This is a genomic window from Kitasatospora sp. NPDC040550 (assembly GCF_055594965.1).
In genome coordinates this window covers 1-21,173 of sequence record NZ_JBVIWC010000021.1, presented here as the reverse complement: position 1 = coordinate 21,173, position 21,173 = coordinate 1, and the positions used below count along the sequence as shown (strand labels likewise).

General features: G+C 73.8%; 21 protein-coding genes, 1 rRNA gene and 1 pseudogene. 16 read left to right on the top strand and 7 right to left on the bottom strand.

Annotated elements, in window-relative coordinates:
* Nucleotides 1–373: 373 nt before the first annotated feature.
* The 3 genes and pseudogenes from ACZ58X_RS27635 to ACZ58X_RS27625 form a co-directional block, all read left to right on the top strand.
* Nucleotides 374–469: pseudogene (locus ACZ58X_RS27635) on the top strand (DUF397 domain-containing protein); the annotation flags it as partial.
* Nucleotides 470–543: 74 nt separating this feature from the next.
* Complete coding sequence (locus ACZ58X_RS27630; protein ID WP_470336286.1) at nucleotides 544–1,746, top strand: hypothetical protein; 1,203 nt, start codon at nucleotides 544–546, stop codon at nucleotides 1,744–1,746.
* Entirely contained in the window at nucleotides 1,739–2,506 is a 768-nt protein-coding gene (locus ACZ58X_RS27625) for a 2OG-Fe(II) oxygenase family protein (RefSeq protein WP_470336285.1), read from the top strand. The genes ACZ58X_RS27630 and ACZ58X_RS27625 overlap by 8 nt, the downstream gene beginning before the upstream one ends.
* Nucleotides 2,507–2,522: 16 nt before the next feature.
* On the opposite strand, the gene ACZ58X_RS27620 is transcribed toward ACZ58X_RS27625, so the two are convergent.
* Entirely contained in the window at nucleotides 2,523–3,698 is a 1,176-nt protein-coding gene (locus ACZ58X_RS27620; RefSeq protein ID WP_470336284.1) for a permease, read from the bottom strand.
* A 355-nt stretch (nucleotides 3,699–4,053) separates the two neighbouring features.
* On the opposite strand from ACZ58X_RS27620, the gene ACZ58X_RS27615 reads away from it, so the two are divergent.
* Nucleotides 4,054–4,371 carry a heavy-metal-associated domain-containing protein gene (locus tag ACZ58X_RS27615; RefSeq protein WP_470336283.1) on the top strand — a complete coding sequence of 106 codons (318 nt, stop codon included), beginning with the start codon at nucleotides 4,054–4,056 and terminating at the stop codon, nucleotides 4,369–4,371.
* Nucleotides 4,372–4,444: 73 nt separating this feature from the next.
* Entirely contained in the window at nucleotides 4,445–4,765 is a 321-nt protein-coding gene (locus ACZ58X_RS27610) for a metal-sensitive transcriptional regulator (RefSeq protein WP_465659489.1), read from the top strand.
* Nucleotides 4,766–4,906: 141 nt separating this feature from the next.
* Here the strand turns inward: ACZ58X_RS27610 and ACZ58X_RS27605 are convergent, their stop codons facing one another.
* Complete coding sequence (locus tag ACZ58X_RS27605; RefSeq protein WP_470336282.1) at nucleotides 4,907–5,509, bottom strand: TetR/AcrR family transcriptional regulator; 603 nt, start codon at nucleotides 5,507–5,509, stop codon at nucleotides 4,907–4,909.
* Nucleotides 5,510–5,623: 114 nt separating this feature from the next.
* On the opposite strand from ACZ58X_RS27605, the gene ACZ58X_RS27600 reads away from it, so the two are divergent.
* Entirely contained in the window at nucleotides 5,624–7,261 is a 1,638-nt protein-coding gene (locus ACZ58X_RS27600) for an FAD-dependent oxidoreductase (protein ID WP_470336281.1), read from the top strand.
* 99 nt (nucleotides 7,262–7,360) lie between these two features.
* Here the strand turns inward: ACZ58X_RS27600 and ACZ58X_RS27595 are convergent, their stop codons facing one another.
* A complete protein-coding gene (locus tag ACZ58X_RS27595) occupies nucleotides 7,361–7,831 on the bottom strand; it encodes a DUF4345 domain-containing protein (RefSeq protein ID WP_470336280.1) in 471 nt (156 codons plus the stop codon).
* A gap of 105 nt (nucleotides 7,832–7,936) precedes the next feature.
* Here ACZ58X_RS27595 and ACZ58X_RS27590 point away from each other — a divergent pair, with 105 nt between their 5' ends.
* Nucleotides 7,937–8,554 (top strand): TetR/AcrR family transcriptional regulator, encoded by a 618-nt coding sequence (locus ACZ58X_RS27590; protein ID WP_470336279.1) that lies wholly within the window; start codon nucleotides 7,937–7,939, stop codon nucleotides 8,552–8,554.
* 132 nt (nucleotides 8,555–8,686) lie between these two features.
* Entirely contained in the window at nucleotides 8,687–9,943 is a 1,257-nt protein-coding gene (locus ACZ58X_RS27585) for a cytochrome P450 (protein ID WP_470336278.1), read from the top strand.
* 81 nt (nucleotides 9,944–10,024) lie between these two features.
* Here ACZ58X_RS27585 and ACZ58X_RS27580 read toward each other — a convergent pair whose 3' ends face one another.
* Nucleotides 10,025–11,224 carry a Dyp-type peroxidase gene (locus tag ACZ58X_RS27580; RefSeq protein WP_470336277.1) on the bottom strand — a complete coding sequence of 400 codons (1,200 nt, stop codon included), beginning with the start codon at nucleotides 11,222–11,224 and terminating at the stop codon, nucleotides 10,025–10,027.
* 31 nt (nucleotides 11,225–11,255) lie between these two features.
* On the opposite strand from ACZ58X_RS27580, the gene ACZ58X_RS27575 reads away from it, so the two are divergent.
* Nucleotides 11,256–12,623 carry a right-handed parallel beta-helix repeat-containing protein gene (locus tag ACZ58X_RS27575; protein WP_470336276.1) on the top strand — a complete coding sequence of 456 codons (1,368 nt, stop codon included), beginning with the start codon at nucleotides 11,256–11,258 and terminating at the stop codon, nucleotides 12,621–12,623.
* Nucleotides 12,624–12,826: 203 nt separating this feature from the next.
* Here the strand turns inward: ACZ58X_RS27575 and ACZ58X_RS27570 are convergent, their stop codons facing one another.
* Nucleotides 12,827–13,300, bottom strand: coding sequence for a MarR family winged helix-turn-helix transcriptional regulator (locus ACZ58X_RS27570; RefSeq protein WP_470336275.1), 474 nt, complete (start codon nucleotides 13,298–13,300; stop codon nucleotides 12,827–12,829).
* Nucleotides 13,301–13,457: 157 nt separating this feature from the next.
* On the opposite strand from ACZ58X_RS27570, the gene ACZ58X_RS27565 reads away from it, so the two are divergent.
* The 7 genes from ACZ58X_RS27565 (at nucleotide 13,458) to ACZ58X_RS27535 (ending at nucleotide 20,497) form a co-directional block, all read left to right on the top strand.
* Entirely contained in the window at nucleotides 13,458–14,666 is a 1,209-nt protein-coding gene (locus ACZ58X_RS27565; RefSeq protein ID WP_470336274.1) for an MFS transporter, read from the top strand.
* Between the two features lie 71 nt (nucleotides 14,667–14,737).
* Nucleotides 14,738–15,196 carry a GlcG/HbpS family heme-binding protein gene (locus ACZ58X_RS27560; RefSeq protein WP_470336273.1) on the top strand — a complete coding sequence of 153 codons (459 nt, stop codon included), beginning with the start codon at nucleotides 14,738–14,740 and terminating at the stop codon, nucleotides 15,194–15,196.
* A gap of 318 nt (nucleotides 15,197–15,514) precedes the next feature.
* Complete coding sequence (locus ACZ58X_RS27555) at nucleotides 15,515–16,408, top strand: polysaccharide lyase (protein ID WP_470336272.1); 894 nt, start codon at nucleotides 15,515–15,517, stop codon at nucleotides 16,406–16,408.
* Between the two features lie 146 nt (nucleotides 16,409–16,554).
* Nucleotides 16,555–17,823 carry an MFS transporter gene (locus tag ACZ58X_RS27550; protein WP_470336271.1) on the top strand — a complete coding sequence of 423 codons (1,269 nt, stop codon included), beginning with the start codon at nucleotides 16,555–16,557 and terminating at the stop codon, nucleotides 17,821–17,823.
* Between the two features lie 203 nt (nucleotides 17,824–18,026).
* Nucleotides 18,027–18,635, top strand: coding sequence for a hypothetical protein (locus tag ACZ58X_RS27545; RefSeq protein WP_470336270.1), 609 nt, complete (start codon nucleotides 18,027–18,029; stop codon nucleotides 18,633–18,635).
* A gap of 32 nt (nucleotides 18,636–18,667) precedes the next feature.
* Complete coding sequence (locus ACZ58X_RS27540) at nucleotides 18,668–19,021, top strand: ArsR/SmtB family transcription factor (protein WP_470336269.1); 354 nt, start codon at nucleotides 18,668–18,670, stop codon at nucleotides 19,019–19,021.
* A gap of 111 nt (nucleotides 19,022–19,132) precedes the next feature.
* Entirely contained in the window at nucleotides 19,133–20,497 is a 1,365-nt protein-coding gene (locus ACZ58X_RS27535; protein ID WP_470336268.1) for an MFS transporter, read from the top strand.
* 32 nt (nucleotides 20,498–20,529) lie between these two features.
* On the opposite strand, the gene ACZ58X_RS27530 is transcribed toward ACZ58X_RS27535, so the two are convergent.
* Both ACZ58X_RS27530 and rrf read right to left on the bottom strand, forming a co-directional pair.
* Nucleotides 20,530–20,856 (bottom strand): hypothetical protein, encoded by a 327-nt coding sequence (locus tag ACZ58X_RS27530; protein WP_470336267.1) that lies wholly within the window; start codon nucleotides 20,854–20,856, stop codon nucleotides 20,530–20,532.
* A gap of 234 nt (nucleotides 20,857–21,090) precedes the next feature.
* Nucleotides 21,091–21,173: ribosomal RNA gene (gene rrf, locus ACZ58X_RS27525) — 5S ribosomal RNA — on the bottom strand; the annotation flags it as partial.

Sequence of the window (21,173 nt, the reverse complement as noted above, 5' to 3'; positions counted from 1 at the left end):
TCGCCCTCTTCTCCCTACCCCTCCCCGCCGTCTCTCTTCCCCTCCTCCCTCCCCCTCCTCCTCTCCCCCCCCCCCCCCCTCCCTCCTTCCCCCCCCCCCCCCCCCCCCCCCATCCCCTCCCCCCCCCCCCCCCCCCCCCCCCCCCCGCCTCCGTTCATCCCGACGGATGGCGGGCGGCTTGCCGAAGGACCGTGAGGAGGGTCTCGGCGCTGCCCGGGGTGGCCGCCCGGAACCGTATCCCGGTGTGGGCGGCCCCGAGCGCCCGCATCATCCTGCCGGTACCTGACGCACCGCCCGACGGGTTCGCCGGCATCATCGCGGTCCGCGATATCCCGGTCCGCGATATCCCGGTCCGTGATATCCGGTCCGCGATGCCAAGAACCCCGGCGGCCCCGCGCTCGTCCTCCCCTCCGAGGCATGGGTGTCCTTCGTCTCGGCCGTCGAGGCCGGCGAACTCCCCACCACCTGAACATGCCTGCGCGAGAAGTCGGCCGCCCGACTTCTCGCGCAACTCCGAGGGCAGCGAACGGCAGGTAGCAATCGATGGACACGACAGACCGCACCGAAGCACGCATCGAGGACGCGCACAACGTCCTGGTGGCGCCGACGGCGGACCCGCGCCTCGACTTCTTCGGGGCCACCGTCCCGCCCGAAGACCTCGCCTCCACCGACCTCGCCGGCAAGACCGTCTACCTCTGTGGCGACGTCTCCACGCTCGACGCCCGCCGACTCGACCCGGCCGCCCGCGTGTTCGTCGTCCGGGAGCTCTCCGCCAACCACGCCGACGCCCCCTGGCCCGTCGTCGGCCTCGGCCGGGTGCCCGTCCGGGTGCACGGCGCCGGGGTCTACTACCCCCGCTTCTTCGACCCCGGGGCCGACCACTTCCACCGGATCCGCGCCGAGCACACCTTCCAGTCCCTGACCGAGTCCGACAAGCCCGGTTCGGCCCACCGCAGCGGGATCTACCTCACCCCCGTCACCCGCACCGGTGACGACCTGCACTTCCGGCTGCTCCGCTGCTCCACCAACCTGTCCGGCCCGACGGAGAACTTCGGCCCCACGGACGCCGACATCGTCGACGCCCTGAACCGCGAGGCCGCCACCGTCTTCCGCGGCCACGCGCCGCTGAACCACGTCCTCGCGCAGACCTACCACAACACCCAGGCCACGCCCGAGCGCAAGCAGTCCAAGGCCAGGATCTCGTCCCACGCCGACAAGACCAAGGACATGCCCGCCGACGGCATCATGGCCTTCTGCACCTTCTACGACGGCCTCGACAAGCTCCAGCCCCTCGCCGACAACCCTTTCGACCACGGAACCGGGCGCACCAGCGGCCTGACCAGCCTCCGCTTCCGTCTCAAGGACTCCGCCCGGGACACCCACGGGGAGTCACTCCCCGCCCAGTTCGAGCTGACCCTCTCGCCCGGGTCCGTCCTCTTCGTGCCGCTGTCCACCAACCGCCTCTACACCCACGAGATCCGGCCCTCGGCCCTGGACGCCGAGCTGCTCCCGACCCGCCTGGGGTACGTGGCGCGCTGCTCGAAGACCGAGGCCGTCCACCGGGACGGCCGGACCCTCCTCAAGTCCGCCGGGGAACTGGTGGAGTTGGAGCCGCCGACCCAGACCGGGATGGACGAGCTGCGCAGGCTGTACGCCGAGGAGAACCGGAGCTCGGACGCCGTCGACTACGGCGACCGGTTCCGTTTCAGCATGAACGCGGGGGACTACCGTGCCCCTCGTGCCTAGCATCTCGGACCAGGTCCGTTCCCACACCCTGCCCACCGAGCCCGGACTGTTCTCCGAACTGTCCGGCTCTGCCCTCCTGGAGGAGCTGGGGAAGGGCCGCCGGGGCACCACGCTCACCAGGCCCGACGGGACGGGCGGCGTGCCCCTCGTCCGCACCACCACCCGGTACGCCCACCCGGCCCAGCACTTCCGCCCGGTCCACGAACGGCTGGCACAGCGGATCCAGGAGCGCGCCGGGCTCCCGCTCGCCTTCGACAACGCCCTCTTCGAGAGCTGCACGAACGCCTACACGACCATGGGCGCCCATTCCGACCAGGCCCTCGACCTGGCCGAGGGCTCGTTCATAGCCGTCTTCTCCTGCTACCGGGACCCCGATGCGGGCCCGCCGAGGAAGCTGATCGTCGAGTCGAAGGAGCCGGTCGGGGGCGAACGGTTCGAGCTCCCCCTCACCCACAACAGCGTCATCGTGTTCTCCGTCGAGTCGAACCGCCGCCTCCGGCACCGGATCGTCCTGGACAAGCCCGTCCCCGCGACGGACAACGTCTGGCTGGGCCTGACCTTCCGCACCTCCCGGACCGTCCTCCGGTTCCGCGACGACGGGCACCCGTACCTCCCCCAGGGCACCCGCCTCACCTCGGCCGACGAGGAGCAGCGGCAGGAGTTCTACCGACTGCGCCGCCGCGAGAACCAGGAGACGGACTTCACCTACCCCCCGCTCACGTACACCGTCAGCGACAGCGACCTCCTGCCGCCCGTCTGAACCCGCGCCGCCCGCCTCAGTGGTGGCCTCGGTGCTGCTCGTGCCCCATCGGTCCCTCCGCCTCCGGCGCCCCGCCCATCATCCGCAGCATCGCGCGGCCGCCGGTGCGGAGGAAGCGGACGAGCAGCGCCGCCGCCACCAGCAGGAAGGCGATGTTGAGCCAGGTGGTGTAGTTCCACTCCACGCCCGACATCGGGATCTCCGCGTCCCGCTGGTCCGGCACCAGCCCCAGTCCGCCGAACAGGAGCTCCACCACGTACCCGGCCGCGACCATCGCCGCGTAGAACGTCCCGAGCAGGAAGAGCGCCGTCCGCGCGCCGTAGTACTTCCGGTAGATGTTCAGGATCGGCAGGATCAGCAGGTCCGCGAAGATGAACGCGACCACCCCGCCGAAGCTGATCCCGCCCTTCCACAGCACCACCGCCAGCGGCACGTTGCCGATCGAGCAGACGAAGGACGCGATCGCCACCAGCGGTCCGACCAGCGGGCCCCACAGCTTCCCGGCCAGCGGGTGGTCGGCGAAGAAGAAGGCCTGCCAGAACGAGTCCGGGACCCACGCCGCGATCGCGCCGGCGATCAGCAGCCCGACCACCAGGTCCCGGAGGATCGCGGCCCACTCCATCACGAACACGTGCGACACCGACGTGAGGCCCTGCCCGGAGAACAGCCGCCGGGCGAAGGAGCCCTCCCCCGCGACGGACATGTCCATCGCGGCGTGGCCCTCCATCGCACCCGCCCGCCCGTACTCCGCCTGTTCGCGGGCCTCCTGGAGCAGCCGGTCGCGCAGGAGGAGCCGGAACAGCAGGGCGAGCAGCAGGATCATCACCGGCCCGCCGACGAACTCGGCCGCCGTGAACTGCCAGCCCAGCAACAGGGCCAGGATCACGCCGAGTTCGACCACCAGGTTGGTCGAGGCGATCTCGAAGGCCATCGCCGCCGTGAAGTCCGCGCCCTTGCGGAACAGCGAGCGCGCCAACGCGACCGCCGCGTAGGAGCAGGACGAGGACGCCGCCCCCAGCGCCGAGGCGACGGCGAGGGTGCGCGGGCGGTCGTCCCCGAGCAGCCGCACCACGGTGGACTTGTGGACCACGGCCTGCACCACGGCGGAGAGCAGGAAGCCGAGGACCAGGGCCCAGGTGATCTCCCAGGTCATCGCCCCGGCGATGGAGAGCGCGTGCAGGATCGCGTGCATCGTGGTGGTCCGCCTTCCTCGGTCCCGCGTCCTGGGGGCCTGTCGGCGACCGTATACCCATACGGGGTATTCAGGAACCACGGCACGCCGACACCCGCCACCGCCCCGGGTCGGCCACGCCCGGTGCCCGCTTCGGCGGCTGGTTCCTCCCGAAGATCCATGACATGGCGCGGCCCCCGCTCCGTACGTCTCCCGTGTGTCCCCGCCGTCCACTGTAGGGGCCCGTCCCCGATTCCCCGAGGCCTGCCTCCAACACCCCTCCCATTACCCTAGGGGGGTATGGTATGTTCTCCGGCGAAGCAGCCGCCCGGGACACTCCGGAAGGCATCGCGCGCACTGACGACAGGAGCACACCATGAGCGAGACCACCGTCACCGTCGAGCCGTCCGCCACCGAGGGCTCCTGCTGCGGCTCGTGCGGCACCGGCGCCGCCGCAGCCCCCGCCGCCACCGCCGCCGAGCGCACCGTCCTCCAGGTGGCGGGCATGACCTGCGGTCACTGCGTCAGCTCGGTGACCGCCGAGTTGAAGAAGGTCACCGGCGTCACCGAGGTCGCGGTCGACCTCGCCACCGGCCGGGTCACCGTCGACAGCACGGCCCCGCTGGCCGACACCGAGCTCGCCGCCGCCATCGACGAGGCCGGCTACGACCTGGTCGGCCGGCTCGGCTCCTGACGCCCCGTCGGCCCGGGCGGCGGCGGCCGCACGTCCGTCCGGGCCGACTCCCCTCCCACCCCGCCCCGGTAGAGTGAGGGAACTCCTCACCGCACGGGAACCGGAGACGGCCATGGCCAGCTACAGCCCCCACAAGGACGACTTCCTCAAGCGGCTCCGCCGCATCGAGGGCCAGATCCGCGGCCTGCAGCGCATGGTCGAGCAGGACACCTACTGCATCGACGTCCTCACCCAGGTATCCGCCGCCAGCCGCGCCCTCCAGTCCTTCGCCCTGCAACTCCTGGACGAGCACATCGAATGCTGCGTCCGCGACGCCATCGCCGAGGGCGGCCAGGAGGCGAACGCCAAGATCCGCGAGGCCAACCAGGCCATCGCCCGCCTGGTCCGCTCCTGACCCGACCCCGGACCCGGACCGGCCCCGCACGCACCGACGCCCTCCGGCGGCACATCGCCGCCGGAGGGCGTTCGTCATGACGGGATAGGGGTATGGGGTATCCGAGGGCGGGCATCCGAGGGCGTCCGCCGCCCGACGGCCCTACCCTCCGGCCGGCGCCCTGAGCAGCGGCAGCACGATCTCGTCCAGCACCTCGGCGACCACCTGGTCGGTCGGCACCGAACCGCCCATCAGGAAGGCATCGCGCAGCAGGTCCAGCGGCAGCGAGACGACCCGTGGGGTGAGCCGGGCCGGGTCGACCTCGCCCCGACCGGCGGCCCGGTGCATGATCGCGGCCAGCGCGTCCACCGGCCCCGGCGCGGTGAGGCCCCGGTGGAAGACGGCGCGCAGTTCGGGGACGCGCATCAGGTCGACCAGGAAGCCGTGGACGGCGTCGGTCGGCAGGTCGTCGAAGCGGTGCAGCAGGCTGCCCAGGAGGACGGCCAGGTCGGTGCGCAGGTCACCGGTGTCCGGGGGTTCCTGGTAGTCGGGGGCGTTGCGGCCGAGGGCGGCGACCACCAGTTCCACCCGGTTCGGCCAACGGCGGTAGAGCACCGGCTTGCTGGTGCGGGCACGGGCGGCGACGCCGTCCATGGTGAGCCGGTCGTAACCGTGCTCGGCCAGTTCCTCCCAGACGGCGTCCAGGATCGCCCGTTCCAGTTCGTCCCCGCGCCGCCGCGGGGCGCCCGTTCTGCCACTCGCCACCGGTTTCCGCACCCGACCCTCGTAGACACGTTGCGTTTCTTATGAAGGGCAGCCTACAGTCGAAGACAGGAAACGCGCCGTATCTTATGGCCGATTGGACAGGGGGCGTCCACCATGCGCGCTGCACTCCAGCACGACTTCACACCCACCACCGACGTCCTGATCGTCGGCGCCGGCCCGGTCGGGCTCACGCTGGCCATCGGGCTGGCCCGGGCCGGCGTCGACTGCCGGATCATCGAGCGGGACGACGCGTTCCGCACCGCCGGCGTCCGCGGCAAGGGCGTCAACCCGCGCACCCTGGAGGTGTTCGACGACCTCGGCGTGGTCGAGCGGATCCTCGACCGGGGCGTGCTCGACCTCGGGGTCCGCACCTACGAGGGCACCCGGCTGGTCCAGGAGTTCGACCGCGGGGCCACCCGGCCGCCGGCCCCCGACCGCCCGTACACCGGCATGCTGATGATCGCCCAGCACCAGACCGAGGCCGTCCTGCGCGACCGGCTCGCCGAGTACGGCGTCAAGGTCGAGACCGGCAGCGAACTGACCGACTGCACCCAGAACGCTGACGGCGCCCCGGACACCGTCGGCATCCAGGACATCGCCGGCGCCCGGGACATCGCCGGCGCCCGGGACACCGGCGGAGTGCTCGCCACCGTCCGGCAGGGCGACCGGACGGCGCGGCTGCGCGCCCGCTACCTGATCGGCTGCGACGGCGGCCGCAGCACCGTCCGCAAGCTGGCCGGCATCCCCTTCCTCGGCGAGACCTGGGAGGAGGAGCGCTTCATCATGGCCTCGATGGACCTGGACGGCCTGGACCCCGACCACATGCACCTCTGGAACCACCCGAAGTTCGGCGGCGGCGCCATGGCGATCGTCCCGATGCGGCAGGACGGCAAGTGGGCGGTGCACGCCGCCGTCGAACCGGACGAGCACGGCGAACTGCCCGCGCCCACCCTGGAGACCTTCCGCCGGCTCTTCGCCGAACGGGCCGGGCTGCCCGGGGTCCGGATGCACGAACCGGTCTGGTCCACCGTCTGGCGCCCCACCGTCCGGCTGGTCGAGCGCTACCGCGACGGCCGGGTGCTGCTCGCCGGGGACGCCGCCCACTGCCAGTCCGCGGCGGGCGGCCAGGGCATGAACACCGGCATCCAGGACGCCCACAACCTGGCCTGGAAGCTCGCCGCCGTGCTGCGCGGCGCACCCGCCGAGCTGCTCGACAGCTACCAGGAGGAGCGCCAGCCGATCGCCCGGGCCAGCCTCGCCGCCACCTCCGCCCACCACAAGGCGGTGTTCCGGGGCGACGGCGCCACCGTGCTGACCGAACAGTTCCGCACCCTGGCCGTCCGGGGCACCGACCTGACCGGGCTCTCGATCGACTACCGCGGCGGCCCGCTCGGCCGGGACCTGGACGACACCACCGGCATCCGGGCGGGCGACCGCGCCCCGGACGCGCCCTGCACCACGGCGGACGGCACGCCGGTCCGGCTGTTCGACCTGTTCCGCGGCCCGCACTTCACCCTGCTGGCCTTCGGCGACCACCCGGCCCCGGACGGCCGGTCCGGCCCGTCCGTGCCCCAGGACCTCCCCGGCCTGCGGGTCGCCGCCGTCCGCGACCCTGACGGCCACGCCGCCCGCGCGTACGGCCTGCGCGGCGAGGCCGTGGTGCTGGTCCGGCCGGACGGGTACGTCTCGCTCACCGGCGCGAGCGTCGACCGGGCCACCCTCGCCGAGCACCTGCGGGTCTTCGCCGTCTGACCCGACCACCCCCGGACCGGCGGGGCCCCGGACGGGCGGGCACCCCGGGGGCTCGGCCCTGGGGTGCCCCGGGGGCTCGGCCCTGGGGTGCCCCGGGGCTCAGCCCCGGGCGGCCCGCTCGTCCGCGTCGGCGAGCCAGAAGTACACCGCCGGGAGCCCGAGTTCGAGCCCCATCAGCACCAGCTGGAACCAGTGCGGCCGCCCGTCGACCGCCAGGCCGAGCACCCGGCCGAGGCCGCCCAGCAGGAGCACCGCCGTCAGCCACCGCACCTCCCGTGCGGGCACCGGCGTCTGCCGGGCGGCCCGGATCCAGGCCACGCCGTACCCGATGAAGACCGCGCCCATGAAGCGGCCGAAGCTGTCGACCGTCGGGCCCGGGTCCGGGATCCCGGGGAAGCCCAGCGACCCGCCGAACAGGTGCTCGCACCCGATCAGCACGCTGGAGACGCCCATGATCCAGGCGAGCACCCACAGCGCCTTCGCCTTCGCCGTCGCCCGCGCCGTTCCCCGCCCCGTCGCCTGCGCCTGCGCCTGCGCCTGCGCCTTCGCCTTCGCCTTCGCCTGTGCCATGAGCCGACCGCCCCTCACCCGTCGGATGCCAGTTGACACGTGTCAACCAACACTCCCACCAAGCTAGCGCCCACTACTGGACATGTGTCAAGTAGCCTGTGCCGCATGCCCGTTCACGAGCGCCGCCGACGCCTCTCCCCCGCCGAACGCCGCGCCCAGCTGCTCGCCGTCGGCGCCCGGGCCTTCGCCGCCCGGCCGTACGAGGACGTGCTGATGGAGGAGGTCGCCGAGCAGGCCGGGGTCTCCCGCGCGCTGCTCTACCGGCACTTCGCCGGCAAGCGCGAACTGTTCGCGGCGGTCCACCGGCAGGCCTCGGACGACCTGCTGGCCCGGACCAGGTTCGACCCGGCGGACACCCTGGTCGAGCAGCTGATCGAGGGCCTGGACGCCCATCTCGACCACTTCGTCGCCAACCGGCACACCGTGCTGGCCGCCAACCGCGAGCTGGCCGGGGACCCGGTCGTCCAGACCATCATCACCGAGGAACTGGACGCCCTGCGCGGCCGACTGCTCGCCGTCCTGCCGCTGGCGGACGAGGACGGCCGCCTCGCCGTCTCCCAAGTCCTGCGCAGCTGGCTGGTGTTCGTCCGGGTGCTGGTCGTGGACTGGCTGACCGAGCCGAGCTGCACCCGGGCGGAGCTGCGCGACGCCTGCATCGGCGCCGTGCTGGGCGCGGTGCGGCCGCTGCTGCCGACCGACCCGGCACCCGAGTGGGGGCGTTGAGACCACCGACGGAGGGTTCGGGGGCGTAGCATCGGGCCGAAACGGGAAAACCGTCAGAAGGATCCAATTCCCTCAGAAAATATGACAGTTGGATGCCCGTGCCCCGCAGCGCCGCCGACCCCGAAGGGTTCCATGTCCTCCCCCGCAGCCGACACCGGCACCTGCACCGACACCCCGCCACCGCCACCGCCGCTCCACCGGCTCCCCTTCACCCCCGCCCAGGCGCCGCACCCGACCACCCTCCCGGACGGCACCCCCGCCTGGCTCGTCACCCGCTACCACGACGTCCGGCAGGTCCTCGGCGACCCCCGCCTCACCCGGAGCGACCTGCACGAGGTCGGCACCGCGGGCAGCACCGCCGACGTCGCCGCCAACCCGGCCTCGCTGTTCAACCAGGACGGCGACGCCCACCGCCGCCTGCGCGCCACCGTCCAGCGGGCGTTCACCCCGCGCGCCATCGCGAGCTGGCAGCCCTGGGTCGCGGCCGCCGTCCAGCAGTCGGTGGACGCGCTGCTCGCCGCCGGGCCGCCCGCCGACCTGGTCACCGCCTTCACCCGACCGGTGCCCTTCGCCGTCACCGCCCGGCTGATGGGCCTGGACGGCGACGGCCCGGACCGCCTGGACGAAGAGCGACTGCGGCACTGGACCGTCGCCCTGCTCGCCCAGGGCGGCGGCGACCAGGAACCGGAGCAGGCCGAGCAGGCCGAGGAGGCCGAGCAAGCTGGACGGACCGAGGCTCTCGCCGAATTCGGCGCTTTCACCGAGGAGTTGATCGAACGCCGGCGCCGCAGCCCCGGCCCGGACCTGGTCAGCCGACTGGTGCTGGCCGCCGACCGGGACGGCGGCGTCCCCGGGGACGCGCTCGCCTTCCTCGTCCTCGGCCTCACCGCCAGCGGCAACGAGAGCGTCACCGGCGCCCTCGGCAACGCCCTGGTCTACCTCCTGGGTGAGCGCCCCGAGCACTGGCGCCGGCTCACCGACCCGGTGGTCACCGAGCACACCGCCGAACGCCTGCTGCACTACATCCCGTTGGGGGACGACGAGGCCACCCTCCGCCGCGCCACCGCCCCGGTCGACGTCGGCGGCGTGACCGTCCCGGCCGGGGCCGTGGTCGCCGCGAGCCTCGGCAGCGCCAACCGGGACACCGCGGTCTTCCCCGATGGGATCGAGGCCGACCTGGGCACCCCGCTCGACGCACCGACCCTCGCGTTCAGCGTCGGCCCGCACTACTGCATCGGCGCCTGGCGGGTCCGCCTCGAACTGCGCGAATCGCTCCGCCGGCTGGCCACCGCCCTGCCCGGCCTCCGCCTCACCACCCCGCTGGAGCAGCTGAGTTGGCAGCTGGGCGGCACCACCCGCAGCCCGGCCGCGATCCCGGTCACCTGGTGAGGCCGTCCGGCCGGCCGCTCGACCGCTCGCCCCCGCCGCTCAACCGCTCGCCCCGGCCGCTCCTCCTCGCGCCCCGCCCCGTCACCCCCACAACCCCTCGCCCAGCACCCCGCCCTCCCGCACCCCCGGCAGCACGTAGGCCACCGCGGAAGCCGTGTGCACCAGGAAGGGGTTGAGCGCGTCCTTGGCCGCCAGCCGGTTCTGCACCCGGGTGAACTGCGCCGGGTCCCGCACGAAGGCGCAGAACAGCAGCCCCCGGTCGTCGGGGGCGTCGTCGTAGCTGTAGCCGCGCCGCAGCATCCGGGCGCCGGAGTCGAGCCGGGGGCTGCTGAGCCGGACGTGGGCGCTGTTGGGGATGACGTACGAGCCGTCCGGGTTCTTGGCGTAGATGTCCGGGTCCTCGTGCTCGGCCGTGCCGGTGAGCGGGGCGCCGTCGCCGCGTCGGCGGCCCATCGCCAGGTCGCGCCGGTCCTCGGGGAGGGCGGCGAAGCCGGCGATGTCCATCCGGATCCGGCGGTAGACCAGGACGGTGCCGTGCTCGTACGGGCCGGGTCGGCCCCAGACCCACTGCTGGGCCTCGGCCGGGCTCGGGTTGGCGGTGCCGTCCTTGTAGCCGAAGAGGTTGCGCGGGGTGGTCCCCGGGGGCGTGCGCGGCAGGAAGCCGGGCTGGCTCCAGCGCACCGTCGCGCCCGCCGACTTCGCCGCGCCGCCGAGGAGTTCGGCTACCACGGTGAGCGGCCAGCGGTCCGCGGCGCACAGCTGGACCACCAGGTCACCGCCGCCGCGCGCCTGGTCCAGCCGGTCCCCGGGGAAGGCCGGAAGCTCCGCCAGCTCGGGCGGGACGTTCAGCCCGAGCCGGGCGGCCGGCCCCGGCCCGACCCCGACCAGGCTGCTGAGCCGCGCCGGTTCGCCGTCCCGCAACCGGGGATCGGCCGGGCTGCCGCCCGTCGCGTCGGCCAGCACCCGGGTCAACTCCCCCAGCAGGGAGCGCAGGACGGCCCGTCCGTCGGAGGTGGCGGCGGGCGCCAGGTCGAGGGCGAGCAGCAGGGTGGCCGGCTGCTGCGGGGCCGTCACCCCGGCCTGCCGGTCGCCGTGGAACGGGGTCTCCGGCACCGCCGGGGGCGGCGGCGGTGCGGCGGCCGGGCCGCGCCCGAGCGCCACGGCCCCCGCGCCGACCCCGGCGGCCAGCACCGCGCCGCCGCCCGCGATCAGCGTCCTCCGGTCCACCCCGCCGCTGGCGGTCCCCGGCTGTTTCCGCGCCTTTCCGGTTTCGGCATGCATGACCGACATTGGAGACGATAGAACACCCCGTATGCAACTTTTGACCGTCCGTCAATCCGCCTCCGAAGCACCGCGACGCCGTCCGCACCGTCCGCGCGGCCCGGTCCGCGCCCTGCCCGCCCTGCTGGTCGCCGCCCTGGCCCTGGCCGGCTGTTCCTCGGCGGGCGGCCCCTCCTCGGACGCCCGCCACCCGGAGGGCACCGTGGTCCGCGTCCCGCAGGACTTCCCGTCCGTCCAGAAGGCGGTGGACGTCGCCCGCGAGGGCGACACCGTCCTGGTGTCCCCCGGGACGTACCAGGAGAGCGTGCGGATCACCAAGCCCCGGATCGTGCTGCGCGGCACCGACCGCAACGCGGTGGTGCTGGACGGCGGCGTGCGGCTGGTCAACGGGGTCACCGTCACCGGCGCCGGCTCGGTGGTGGAGAACCTCACCGTGCACGGCTACCTCGCCAACGGCGTGCTGTTCACCGGCGTCACGGACGAGAGGCTCCAGCAGCGCGGCGCCGGCGGCTCCGCCTACAACCCGCTGGACACCACCCGCTTCCCCGCCCTCCAGGGCTTCCGGGCGACGCGGGTCACCGCCTACAACAACGGCCTGTACGGGATCTACGCCTTCGACGCCCGGGCCGGGATCATCGAGGAGTCCTACGCCTCCGGCGGCGCCGACTCCGGCGTCTACGTCGGCCAGTGCAAGCCCTGCGACACCCTGGTGCGCGGCAACACCGTGGAGCGCAACGCGGTCGGCATCGAGATCACCAACGCCTCGGACAACCTCTGGTTCCTCGGCAACCGGGTGGTCGGCAACCGGGTCGGCGTCACCGTCAACTCCAACGACCTGGAGGCCCTCGCCCCCCAGCACGGCGCAGTGATCGCCGGGAACGCCGTCACCGACAACAACGCCTCCGACACCCCCGAGCAGGCCGACGGCGGCTTCGGCATCGGCATCGGGATCGGCGGCGGCACCGCGAACCGGGTCGAGCGCAACCTGGTCAAGGGCAACCGCGCGGCCGGCGTGATCGTCACCGACCCGCCCGGACACCCGGCCGCCGGCAACCTGGTCAAGGGCAACCGCACCGAGGGCAACGGCGTCGACCTCGTGCTCGCCTCCGCCGACCCGGGCAACTGCTTCACCGGCAACCAGCCCGCCACCCAGAGCCCGGACAGCCTGGAAGCCCAGGCCGCCTGTGACGCCCGGAGCCGCAGCCCGCTCGCGGCCGGCCGGGCCGCCCCGGTCCAGGCGCCGCCCGGCGTGCCGTTCAACCAGGTCCAGGCGCCGCCCGCCCAGCCCTCGCTGCCGGACCCCACCGCCCCGGCCCGCCCGGCCACCGACCTGCCCGGCCCGGTCGACCCGGACGCCTACCCGCTTCCGGCGACCGCCGACGCGGTCCTCCCGCACTGACCCGCCGCGGCGGCGCGACGGCCGCTCCGCACGCAACCCGGGCGGGCCCACGGCACACCGAGTGCCACGGGCCCGCCCGACGCTTTCCCTGTACGCCCCCCTGTGCACCCTGCCCGCACGCCCCGCCCGTACGCCGTCCCCCGTACGCCGACCGCACGCCGTCCCCCGTACGCCGTCCCCCGTACGCCGACCGCCTGCGCCGCTCAGGGCCGCCGCAGCAGCGCGGGCGGGTCGACCGCCTCGACGGCCGCGACCAGTGGGGCCAGCTCCGGGTTGCGGGCGGCCTCGTCGAGCGCCTCGCGCAGCGCGGTGTCATTGGTCGGCCGGGCCTGCGCCAGGAGCCGCAGGCCGTCCTCGCTCACGTCGGTGTAGATGCCGCGGCGGTCGGTGGGGCAGAGGTAGCGGGCGAGCAGCCCGCGGTCCTCCAACCGGGAGACCAGCCGGGTGGTGGCGCTCTGGCTGAGCACGACCGCGTCGGCGACCTGCTTCATCTGGAGGTGGCCGCCCTCGCCGTCGTGCTGGCGGCTGAGCACGTCGAGCAGCGAGTACTCGCGCACGCTCAGGTCGTGCTGCGCCTGGAGGGCGCGCTCGATGTGCGCCTCGATCCTGCCGTACAGGACGTACAGGGCGGCCCAGCCGTTGGCGAGGGCGGTCAGCGCGGGGTCCGTGGCGGTCATCGGCCCGGTCTCCTTCCAGGTGCGAGCCAGGTGCGAGCAGGCCTCCAGTTTAGGCCCCGGCATGTCGAGGGTGAATGCCCGCACTTGCACATAGCCCGCGCTTGCAACTATTGTCGAGGCACGTAAGGCGCACTAGCAATCGCACGGAGGTCGCGCCATGCCCCTCGCACTTCTCGCCCTGGCCATCGGGGCCTTCGGGATAGGAACCACCGAGTTCGTGATCATGGGCCTGCTGCCCCAGATCGCGGACGACTACGGCGTGACCGTCCCCACCGCCGGCCTACTGGTCACCGGCTACGCACTCGGCGTGGTCATCGGCGCCCCGCTGATGACCGTGCTCGGCACCCGGATCAGCCGCAAGACCATGCTCATGCTGCTGATGGGCCTGTTCGTCATCGGCAACCTGCTGTCCGCCGTCGCGCCCACCTTCCCGCTGATGCTCGCCGGACGGATCGTGACCTCGCTGGCCCACGGCGCGTTCTTCGGCATCGGCTCGGTCGTCGCCGCCGAACTCGTCGCCCCGCAGAAGAAGGCCGGCGCCATCGCCACCATGTTCACCGGGCTCACCGTCGCCAACATCGTCGGCGTCCCGCTGGGCACCTTCATCGGCCAGGCCGTCGGCTGGCGCACCACCTTCACCGGCGTCGCCGCCCTCGGACTGCTCGGCCTGCTCGGCATCGGCAAGCTCGTCCCCAGCCTGCCCCGACCCGAAGGCGCCCGCCTGCGCGGCGAGTTGACCGCCTTCCGCAATCCCCAGGTACTGCTCGCGATGGCGATGACCGTCCTCGGCTTCGGCGGTGTCTTCGCCGCGATCACCTACATCGCCCCGATGATGACCGACACCGCCGGCTACTCCGAGGGCGCGGTCACCTGGCTGCTGGTGCTGTTCGGCGTCGGGATGTTCCTCGGCAACCTGCTGGGCGGCAGGTTCGCCGACCGCAAGCTGATGCCCCTGCTGTACACCACCCTCGGCGGCCTGGCCGTCGTCCTGGCCCTGTTCACCCTCACCGCGCACGACAAGGTCGCCGCCGCCGTGACGATCCTGCTGGTCGGCGCCCTCGGCTTCGCCACCGTTCCCCCGCTGCAGAAGCGCGTCCTCGACCAGGCCCACGGCGCCCCCACCCTCGCCTCGGCCGTCAACATCGGCGCCTTCAACCTCGGCAACGCCCTGGCGGCCTGGCTCGGCGGCCTGGTCATCTCGGCCGGGCTCGGCTACACCGCCCCCAACTGGGTCGGCGCCCTGCTCGCCGCGGCCGCCCTGCTGCTCGCCCTGTGGTCCGCCGCCCTCGAACGCCGCGACCGGCACCGGGCCGCCACCACCACCACCGGCGTCGCCCCCGCGCCCCGAACCCCCGTCCGCCACTGACCGCCCCTCCCCTTCTCCCATCCCCCGTTCCCCGTCCCCCTGTCCCCCCGTTCCCCAGGAGCAGCGCCACCATGAGCACCACCGCCGCCACCCCCCTGACCACCCTGACCACCCTGACCACCCTGACCACCGCCGAGGCCGAGACCCTGGTCCGCGCCGCCCACACCGCCGCCGAGGCCGCCGGGGTGACCGTCAGCGTCACCGTCCTGGACGCCGGCGGGCACCTGCTGGCCTTCCGCCGCGACGACCGCGCCGTGCTGATCTCCGGCGAGACCAGCACCCGCAAGGCCTACACCGCGCTCCAGCTGGACGCCCCGACCGCCGACCTGGTCGACCTGGTGAAGCCGGACGGCCCGTTCCACTCGCTGCCGACCGCGCTGGACCGCCCGCTGCTGTTCATCGCCGGCGGCGTCCCGGTCCGCCGCGACGGCCGGCTGATCGGCGCCCTCGGCATCGGCGGCGGCGCCCCGGAGCAGGACCACGGTTTCGCCACCGCCGCCCTCACCGCCCTCGGCACCCTGGCCGCCTGACGCCTGACGCCTGACTCCTGACTCCTGACTCCTGACGCCGCTTTACAACGGCCGTGGGGGGGGGGGGGGGGGGGGGGGGGGGGGGGGGGGGGGGGGGGGGGGGAGGGAGGGGAAGTATGGGCGTTGTCCTCCTCCTCCCCGTCCCCCCGCCCCCCTCCCCCGCCCTCGCTCGGCGGAGGGGTGCTCCCTCCCCCCCCCCCCCCCCCCCCCCCCCCCCCGCCCACGGCCTTTCCCCTTCCCTTCCCCGCTCTTTACCCCAGCGCGACCCGGGCGTGCGGCATGATCTGTACGGATCAACCGCCGACCGAGGAGCCATCGATGCACCGCTCCGCGCGTACCGCCGCCCTGGCCGCCCTGGCCCTGCTCACCGCCGCCGGCTGCGCGGCCACCCCCGCAGGGGCCCGCGCCCACCCGCCCACCGGCTCCGCCACCGCCGCCCCCGCGCCCAGCGGCTCGGCCGCCTGGACCGGCGGCTTCCGCGGCTACGGCTCCGCCCAGTGGCAGCGCTCCTGGGGTGTCGCCGGCCAGGGCGCCTGGGGCGCAAGCGACTTCGCCGCCGTCGAGGACCCGACCGCCCCCGACGGCGGCCCCGCGCTCCAGGTGACGTACGGCGCCGGCTCCTCCGCCAACTCCTGCACCGACTGCCCCAATCCGGGCGGCGGCCAGTTCTACACCGACCTGAACGCGCTCGGCCTGTCCGCCCTCGCCCAGGGCTCCACCCTGGACCTCAAGTACTCCCTCCGGTTCCCCGCCGGCCGCGACTGGGGCAAGGCCGGCAAGCTGCCGGGCCTGTACGGCGGGAAGATCGGCCAGGAGTCCGGCGGCAACCACGGCGCGGGCTGGTCCACCCGTTACATGTGGCGGGGCGCCAACGGCAGCCCCGACAACGGCGAGGTCTACCTGTACACCCCGACCAACTCCGGTCCGACCGGCTACGGTGTGGACGAGGGCCTGGGCGACTGGCACTTCCAGGGCGACGACCGCTGGCACACCGTCGAGCAGTCGGTGAACCGGAACACCGGCGAGGTCACCGTCTGGTACGACGGCCGCCAGGTGTACTCGGCAAAGGTCGCCTCCGGGATCTCCTCGATCCCCTTCGGCGGGGTGCTCTTCTCGACCTTCTACGGCGGCCACGACACCAGTTGGGGCCCGGCCAGCACCCAGCGGGCCCGGTTCGCCGGATTCTCGCTCTCCGCCGGCCTCCAGCACTGACGAGCGGCCGGGCCGGTGGTGCCGGAACCGGCTCGAGCGGCGGCCTCGCCACCCTCGTCAAGGGGGTTTCCGGACGCCGGGATGCCAGCTGGAAATGGTCGGTGAAGGGGCGCCCAAACATGTAGAGGTCATGCCATACTGCGTCGGTGACCTCAGCCAGCCTACCGACACCCCCGCACCGCACCAGGCCCCAACTGGGCCGGAAATTCACCATGCTGTGGTCGGCCTCGTCGATCTCGGCGGTCGGCGACGGCATGCGGGACTCGTCGCTTCCGCTGCTCGCCCTGGCCATCTCGGACTCCCCGTCGGCGGTGTCCGTGGTCGCGGTGGCCGGATCCCTCCCCTGGCTGCTGATGGCCCTGTTCGGCGGCGTCATCGCCGACCGCTTCGACCGCCGCCGGCTGATGTGGACGATCGACCTCGGCCGCGCCGCCATCCTGCTGGGGTTCGCCGCCTGGGTCTTCTCCACCACCCCGCCGCTCGCCCTGCTCGCCGCCCTGGCCTTCGTCCTCGGCTGCGGCGAGACGGTGTTCGTCAACGCCGCCACCTCCACCATCCCGGACGTGGTCCGCTCCGAGCAGCTGGACGTCGCCAACGGCCGCCTCCAGGGCGGCCTGCTGGTCGGCCGGATGATCGGCCCGCTGGTCGGCACCACCCTGTTCGCGATCGCGGCCGGCTACCCGTTCACCGTCGACGGCGTCTCCTTCGCCCTGGCCGCCGTCCTGGTCGCCGCGACCGGCCGCTCCGGCGCCCCCCGGGCGCGGTCCGAGCGCCGGGTCATGGCCGAGGTCCGCGAGGGCGTCCGCTGGCTGTACGGGCACAGGCAACTGCGCCTGGTCGCCTCGCTCTCCGCCGTGGCCGCGGGCGCCTCCTCCCTCGGCATCACCATGATGGCGCTGCTGGTCACCCGCACCCTGCAGGAGCCCACCTGGGCGTTCGGCGCCGTGCTCGCCACCGGCGTGGCCGGCGGCACCGCCGCCAGCATGGTGGCCGGCCGGATCGGCGAGCGGCTGGGCCGACGGGCCCGGATCACCCTCGCCTTCGTGCTGATGGGTTCCTCGCTGCTGCTGATGGGCCTGAGCCCCTCGGTGTTCGTGGTGGCGCCGCTGTTCGCGCTCGGCAACTTCGGCGTGGTCACCTGGAACGTCCAGGCGATCTCGCTGCGCCAGCAGACCGTGCCCAAGGAGCTGCTCGGCCGGGTCAACAGCTGCTACCTGATGCTCTCCCGGATCGGGATGCTGATCGGCGCCGGCCTCAGCGGCTGGATCGGTTCCACGGTCGGCATCCGCACCCCGATCGTCATCGCCGGTGCGCTGATCCTGGCCGCGCTGTTCGCGATCCCGCGAATGGGCGACCTCGAACCGGCCCCGGCGCCCGTCGCCGAGGAGCAGCCGGCCGAGCAGCGCGCGGGCTGACCCCCGACGCGCGCAGCAGGCCGACGCTGGCTCGACAACGGCTCAGCGGCGGCTCACCGGCAGGCTCACCGACGGGCTCAGCGGCGGGCTCGACCGCGGCTCCCTCCCCCGGGGGAGCCGGTTCCTCCTCCCGGTCGAGGCCCACCCCCCGGTCCGGCTGCGAGCGTTGGCGCACCACCCCCCGCCGCACCGGAGAGCCCCGCATGACCGCCCTCGCCCAACTCCCGCCCGCCACCGGCCGCCTGCGCACCGCCTGGGCCGACGCCCACACCCCCGTCCCCGGCGTTCCGCGCTGGGCCGGGCTCGCCGCCCGGGCGGTGCCGCTCACCGTCCTGCCGTCCAGCGCCTGGCGGATCGCCACCTGCACCTTCCACGTCCCGCTGGACGGCGACGCGGTGCAGGACTCCGGCAACCTCCCGTGGTGGCTGCCCCTGGAGCTGTACGTCGTCCTGCTGTCGGCCGGCTCCGAGCTGCTCGCGTTCACCGCGCTCGGCCTGGTCGCCCGCTGGGGCGAGGTGGTCCCGCGCAGGCTCCCGCTGCTGGGCGGCCGCCGCATCCCGGTCGCGGCGGCCGTCGTACCGGCCGCGCTGGGCGCCACCGTGCTCACCGTCGGCACGCTGCTGTTCACCGTGCTGGTCTCGACCGGCCGCGACTTCCGGGGCCGGCCGCTGCGCCACGGCCTCCCGATGCTGTCCGGCGACTGGCACACCGTCGTCCTGGTCACCTGCTACGCCCCGCTGCTGCTCTGGGGCCCGCTGCTGACCGCCGTCACCTGGGCCTACCTCCGCCGCCGACGCGGTCCGTCGTCATGAGCGCACCTGCGCACGCGGTCTAGGATTCAGGAATGAGCTCCGGCGCCAATCTGGCAGATGCACACCGCTCGCAGCAGCGAGCCGAGGCGCGACTGGACGTCGCCGCCTCCGTCCTCTCCCTGCTGGCCGACCGCACCCGGCTGGCGCTGCTGGAGCGGCTCGGCCGGGGCGAGGCGGACGTGACCACGCTGACCGAGGCGACCGGCGCCGCCCGGCCGTCGGTCAGCCAGCACCTGGCCAAGCTGCGGCTGGCCGGGCTGGTCGCCACCCGCAAGGACGGCCGGCGGGTGGTCTACTCGCTGCGCCACGGACACCTGCGCCGGCTGGTGGACGAGGCGCTGAACGTCGCCGACCACCAGATCGGGCACCTCCCGCCGCACGACTGACCCCGGCCCGTCCGCGCGGGGTCGTTCCGGCCGCCGAACAGGTGCACAGGTACGCACGCATTGCCTATGATAGGCGCACCACCACCCCCACCGCCGCCCCGGGACGGGCCCATGCTGACCGTGCTGCGCAACCGCACCTACCGCCACCTGTTCACCGCCCAGGTCGTCGCCCTGGTCGGCACCGGCCTGGCCACCGTGGCGCTCTCGCTGCTGGCGTACTCGATCGCCGGGAGCGACGCCTCCGCCGTCCTCGGCACCGCACTGGCGATCAAGATGGTCGCGTACGTGACCGTCGCCCCGGTCGCCGGAGCCCTCGCCGGGCTGGTCCCCCGGCGCACCCTGATGGTCGCCATGGACCTCACCCGGGCCGCCGTCGCCCTCACCCTGCCGTTCGTCGACCGGGTCTGGCAGATCTACGTCCTGATCTTCCTGCTCCAGGCCGCCTCCGCCGCCTTCACCCCGACCTTCCAGGCCACCATCCCCGAGGTACTGCCCGCCGAACGCGACTACACCCGGGCGCTGTCGATGTCCCGGCTCGCCTACGACCTCGAATCGCTGTTCAGCCCGGCCCTCGCCGCCCTGCTGCTGTCCGTGGTCCCGTACCACTGGCTGTTCGCCGGGACGACCGCAGGCTTCCTCGCCTCCGCCGCCCTGGTCGTCTCCGTGGTGCTGCCCAGGCCCCGGCCGGTCGAGCGCGCCGACGGGATCTACCGCAAGGCCGCGTTCGGCACCCGGCTGTTCCGGGCCACCCCACGGCTGCGGGCACTGCTCGCCCTGGACCTCGCGGTGGCGGCGGCCGGCGCCATCGTCTTCGTCGACACCGTCAACGTGGTCCGCGACCACTTCCACCGCCCGGCCGGCGCCGTCTCGCTGGCCCTCGGCGCGTACGGCGTCGGCTCGATGCTCGCCGCCCTGCTGCTGCCGCGGCTGCTCGCCCGGGTCAGCGACCGGTCCGTCATGCTGCCCGCCGCCTTCGCGCTGCCCGGCGTCCTCCTCGCCGTCACCGCGATCACCGCCGCCCCGGCCGGCACCGGTAGTTGGCTCGCCCTGCTCGCCGCCTGGGCCCTGATCGGCGCCGCCGGCTCGGCCGTCCTGACACCCGGCGGCAGGGTGCTCCGCCGCTCCGCCGCCGACCCGGACCTGCCGGCCGCGTTCGCCGCCCAGTTCTCGCTGTCACACGGCTGCTGGCTGCTCACCTACCCGCTGGCCGGCTGGCTCGCCGCCGGCGCCGGACTCCCCGCCACCGCGGTCGTCCTGGGCGCGATCGCGCTCGCCGCCGCCCTGGCCGCCACCGCCCTGTGGCCCACCCGGGACCCGGACGCCCTCAGCCACCGCCACACCGACCTGCCGCTCGGCCACCCCCACCTCGCGGACGCCCGCCCCACCGCCGACGGCAGCTGGCAGCACGGCCACCACTACGTGATCGACCAGCACCACCCCACCTGGCCCCGCCCACCCCGCGCCGCGCTGAACTGAGGCCCCGGCACGGCGTATCGAGGGCGCCGGAACTACCCCCGGGTCACCGGGATGCTGTGCGCGGCCATCGCCGCCGCCAGCCGCTCCGGCTCGTCCGGGGTGATCACCGGCTTGACCCTGGCCCCGAGGTCGACGACAAAGGCCACGCTCTTGTCGATCCGCCCCAGGTCGAGGTTGAAGTAGTGCACGAAGTCCCCGGAACCCCAGATCCGCCACCGCCCGCCGACCCGGGTCAGCGGCACCTGCCGCAGCCCGCGGATCCGCCCGTACGGGATGCGCTTGGCGGACGCCAACGGGAAGTAGTACCGGCGAATCACGAGCTCACCCGCGGTGCACGTCACCAGACCGTCGTTGTACATGCGGGCCAGGCTAGCCCCGGCCCCCCGCGCAAGCCCTGCCATCGGAGGCCGGTCCGCGCAGGTCCGCCCGGACGTCGCATTGGGGGGACTACCTGGTGATACGCATACTGCTCTCCGAGGACACGCACCTGCTCCGGGGCGCGTCGCCGCACCTCGTGTCGTGATTCCGGCAATTCCGGGGGAAACGCGAAGAACCCCCATCCGGAATCCGGATGGGGGTTCTTCTGAATGATTGTTCGGCGGCGTCCTACTCTCCCACAGGGTCCCCCCTGCAGTACCATCGGCGCTGTGAGGCTTAGCTTCCGGGTTCGGAATGT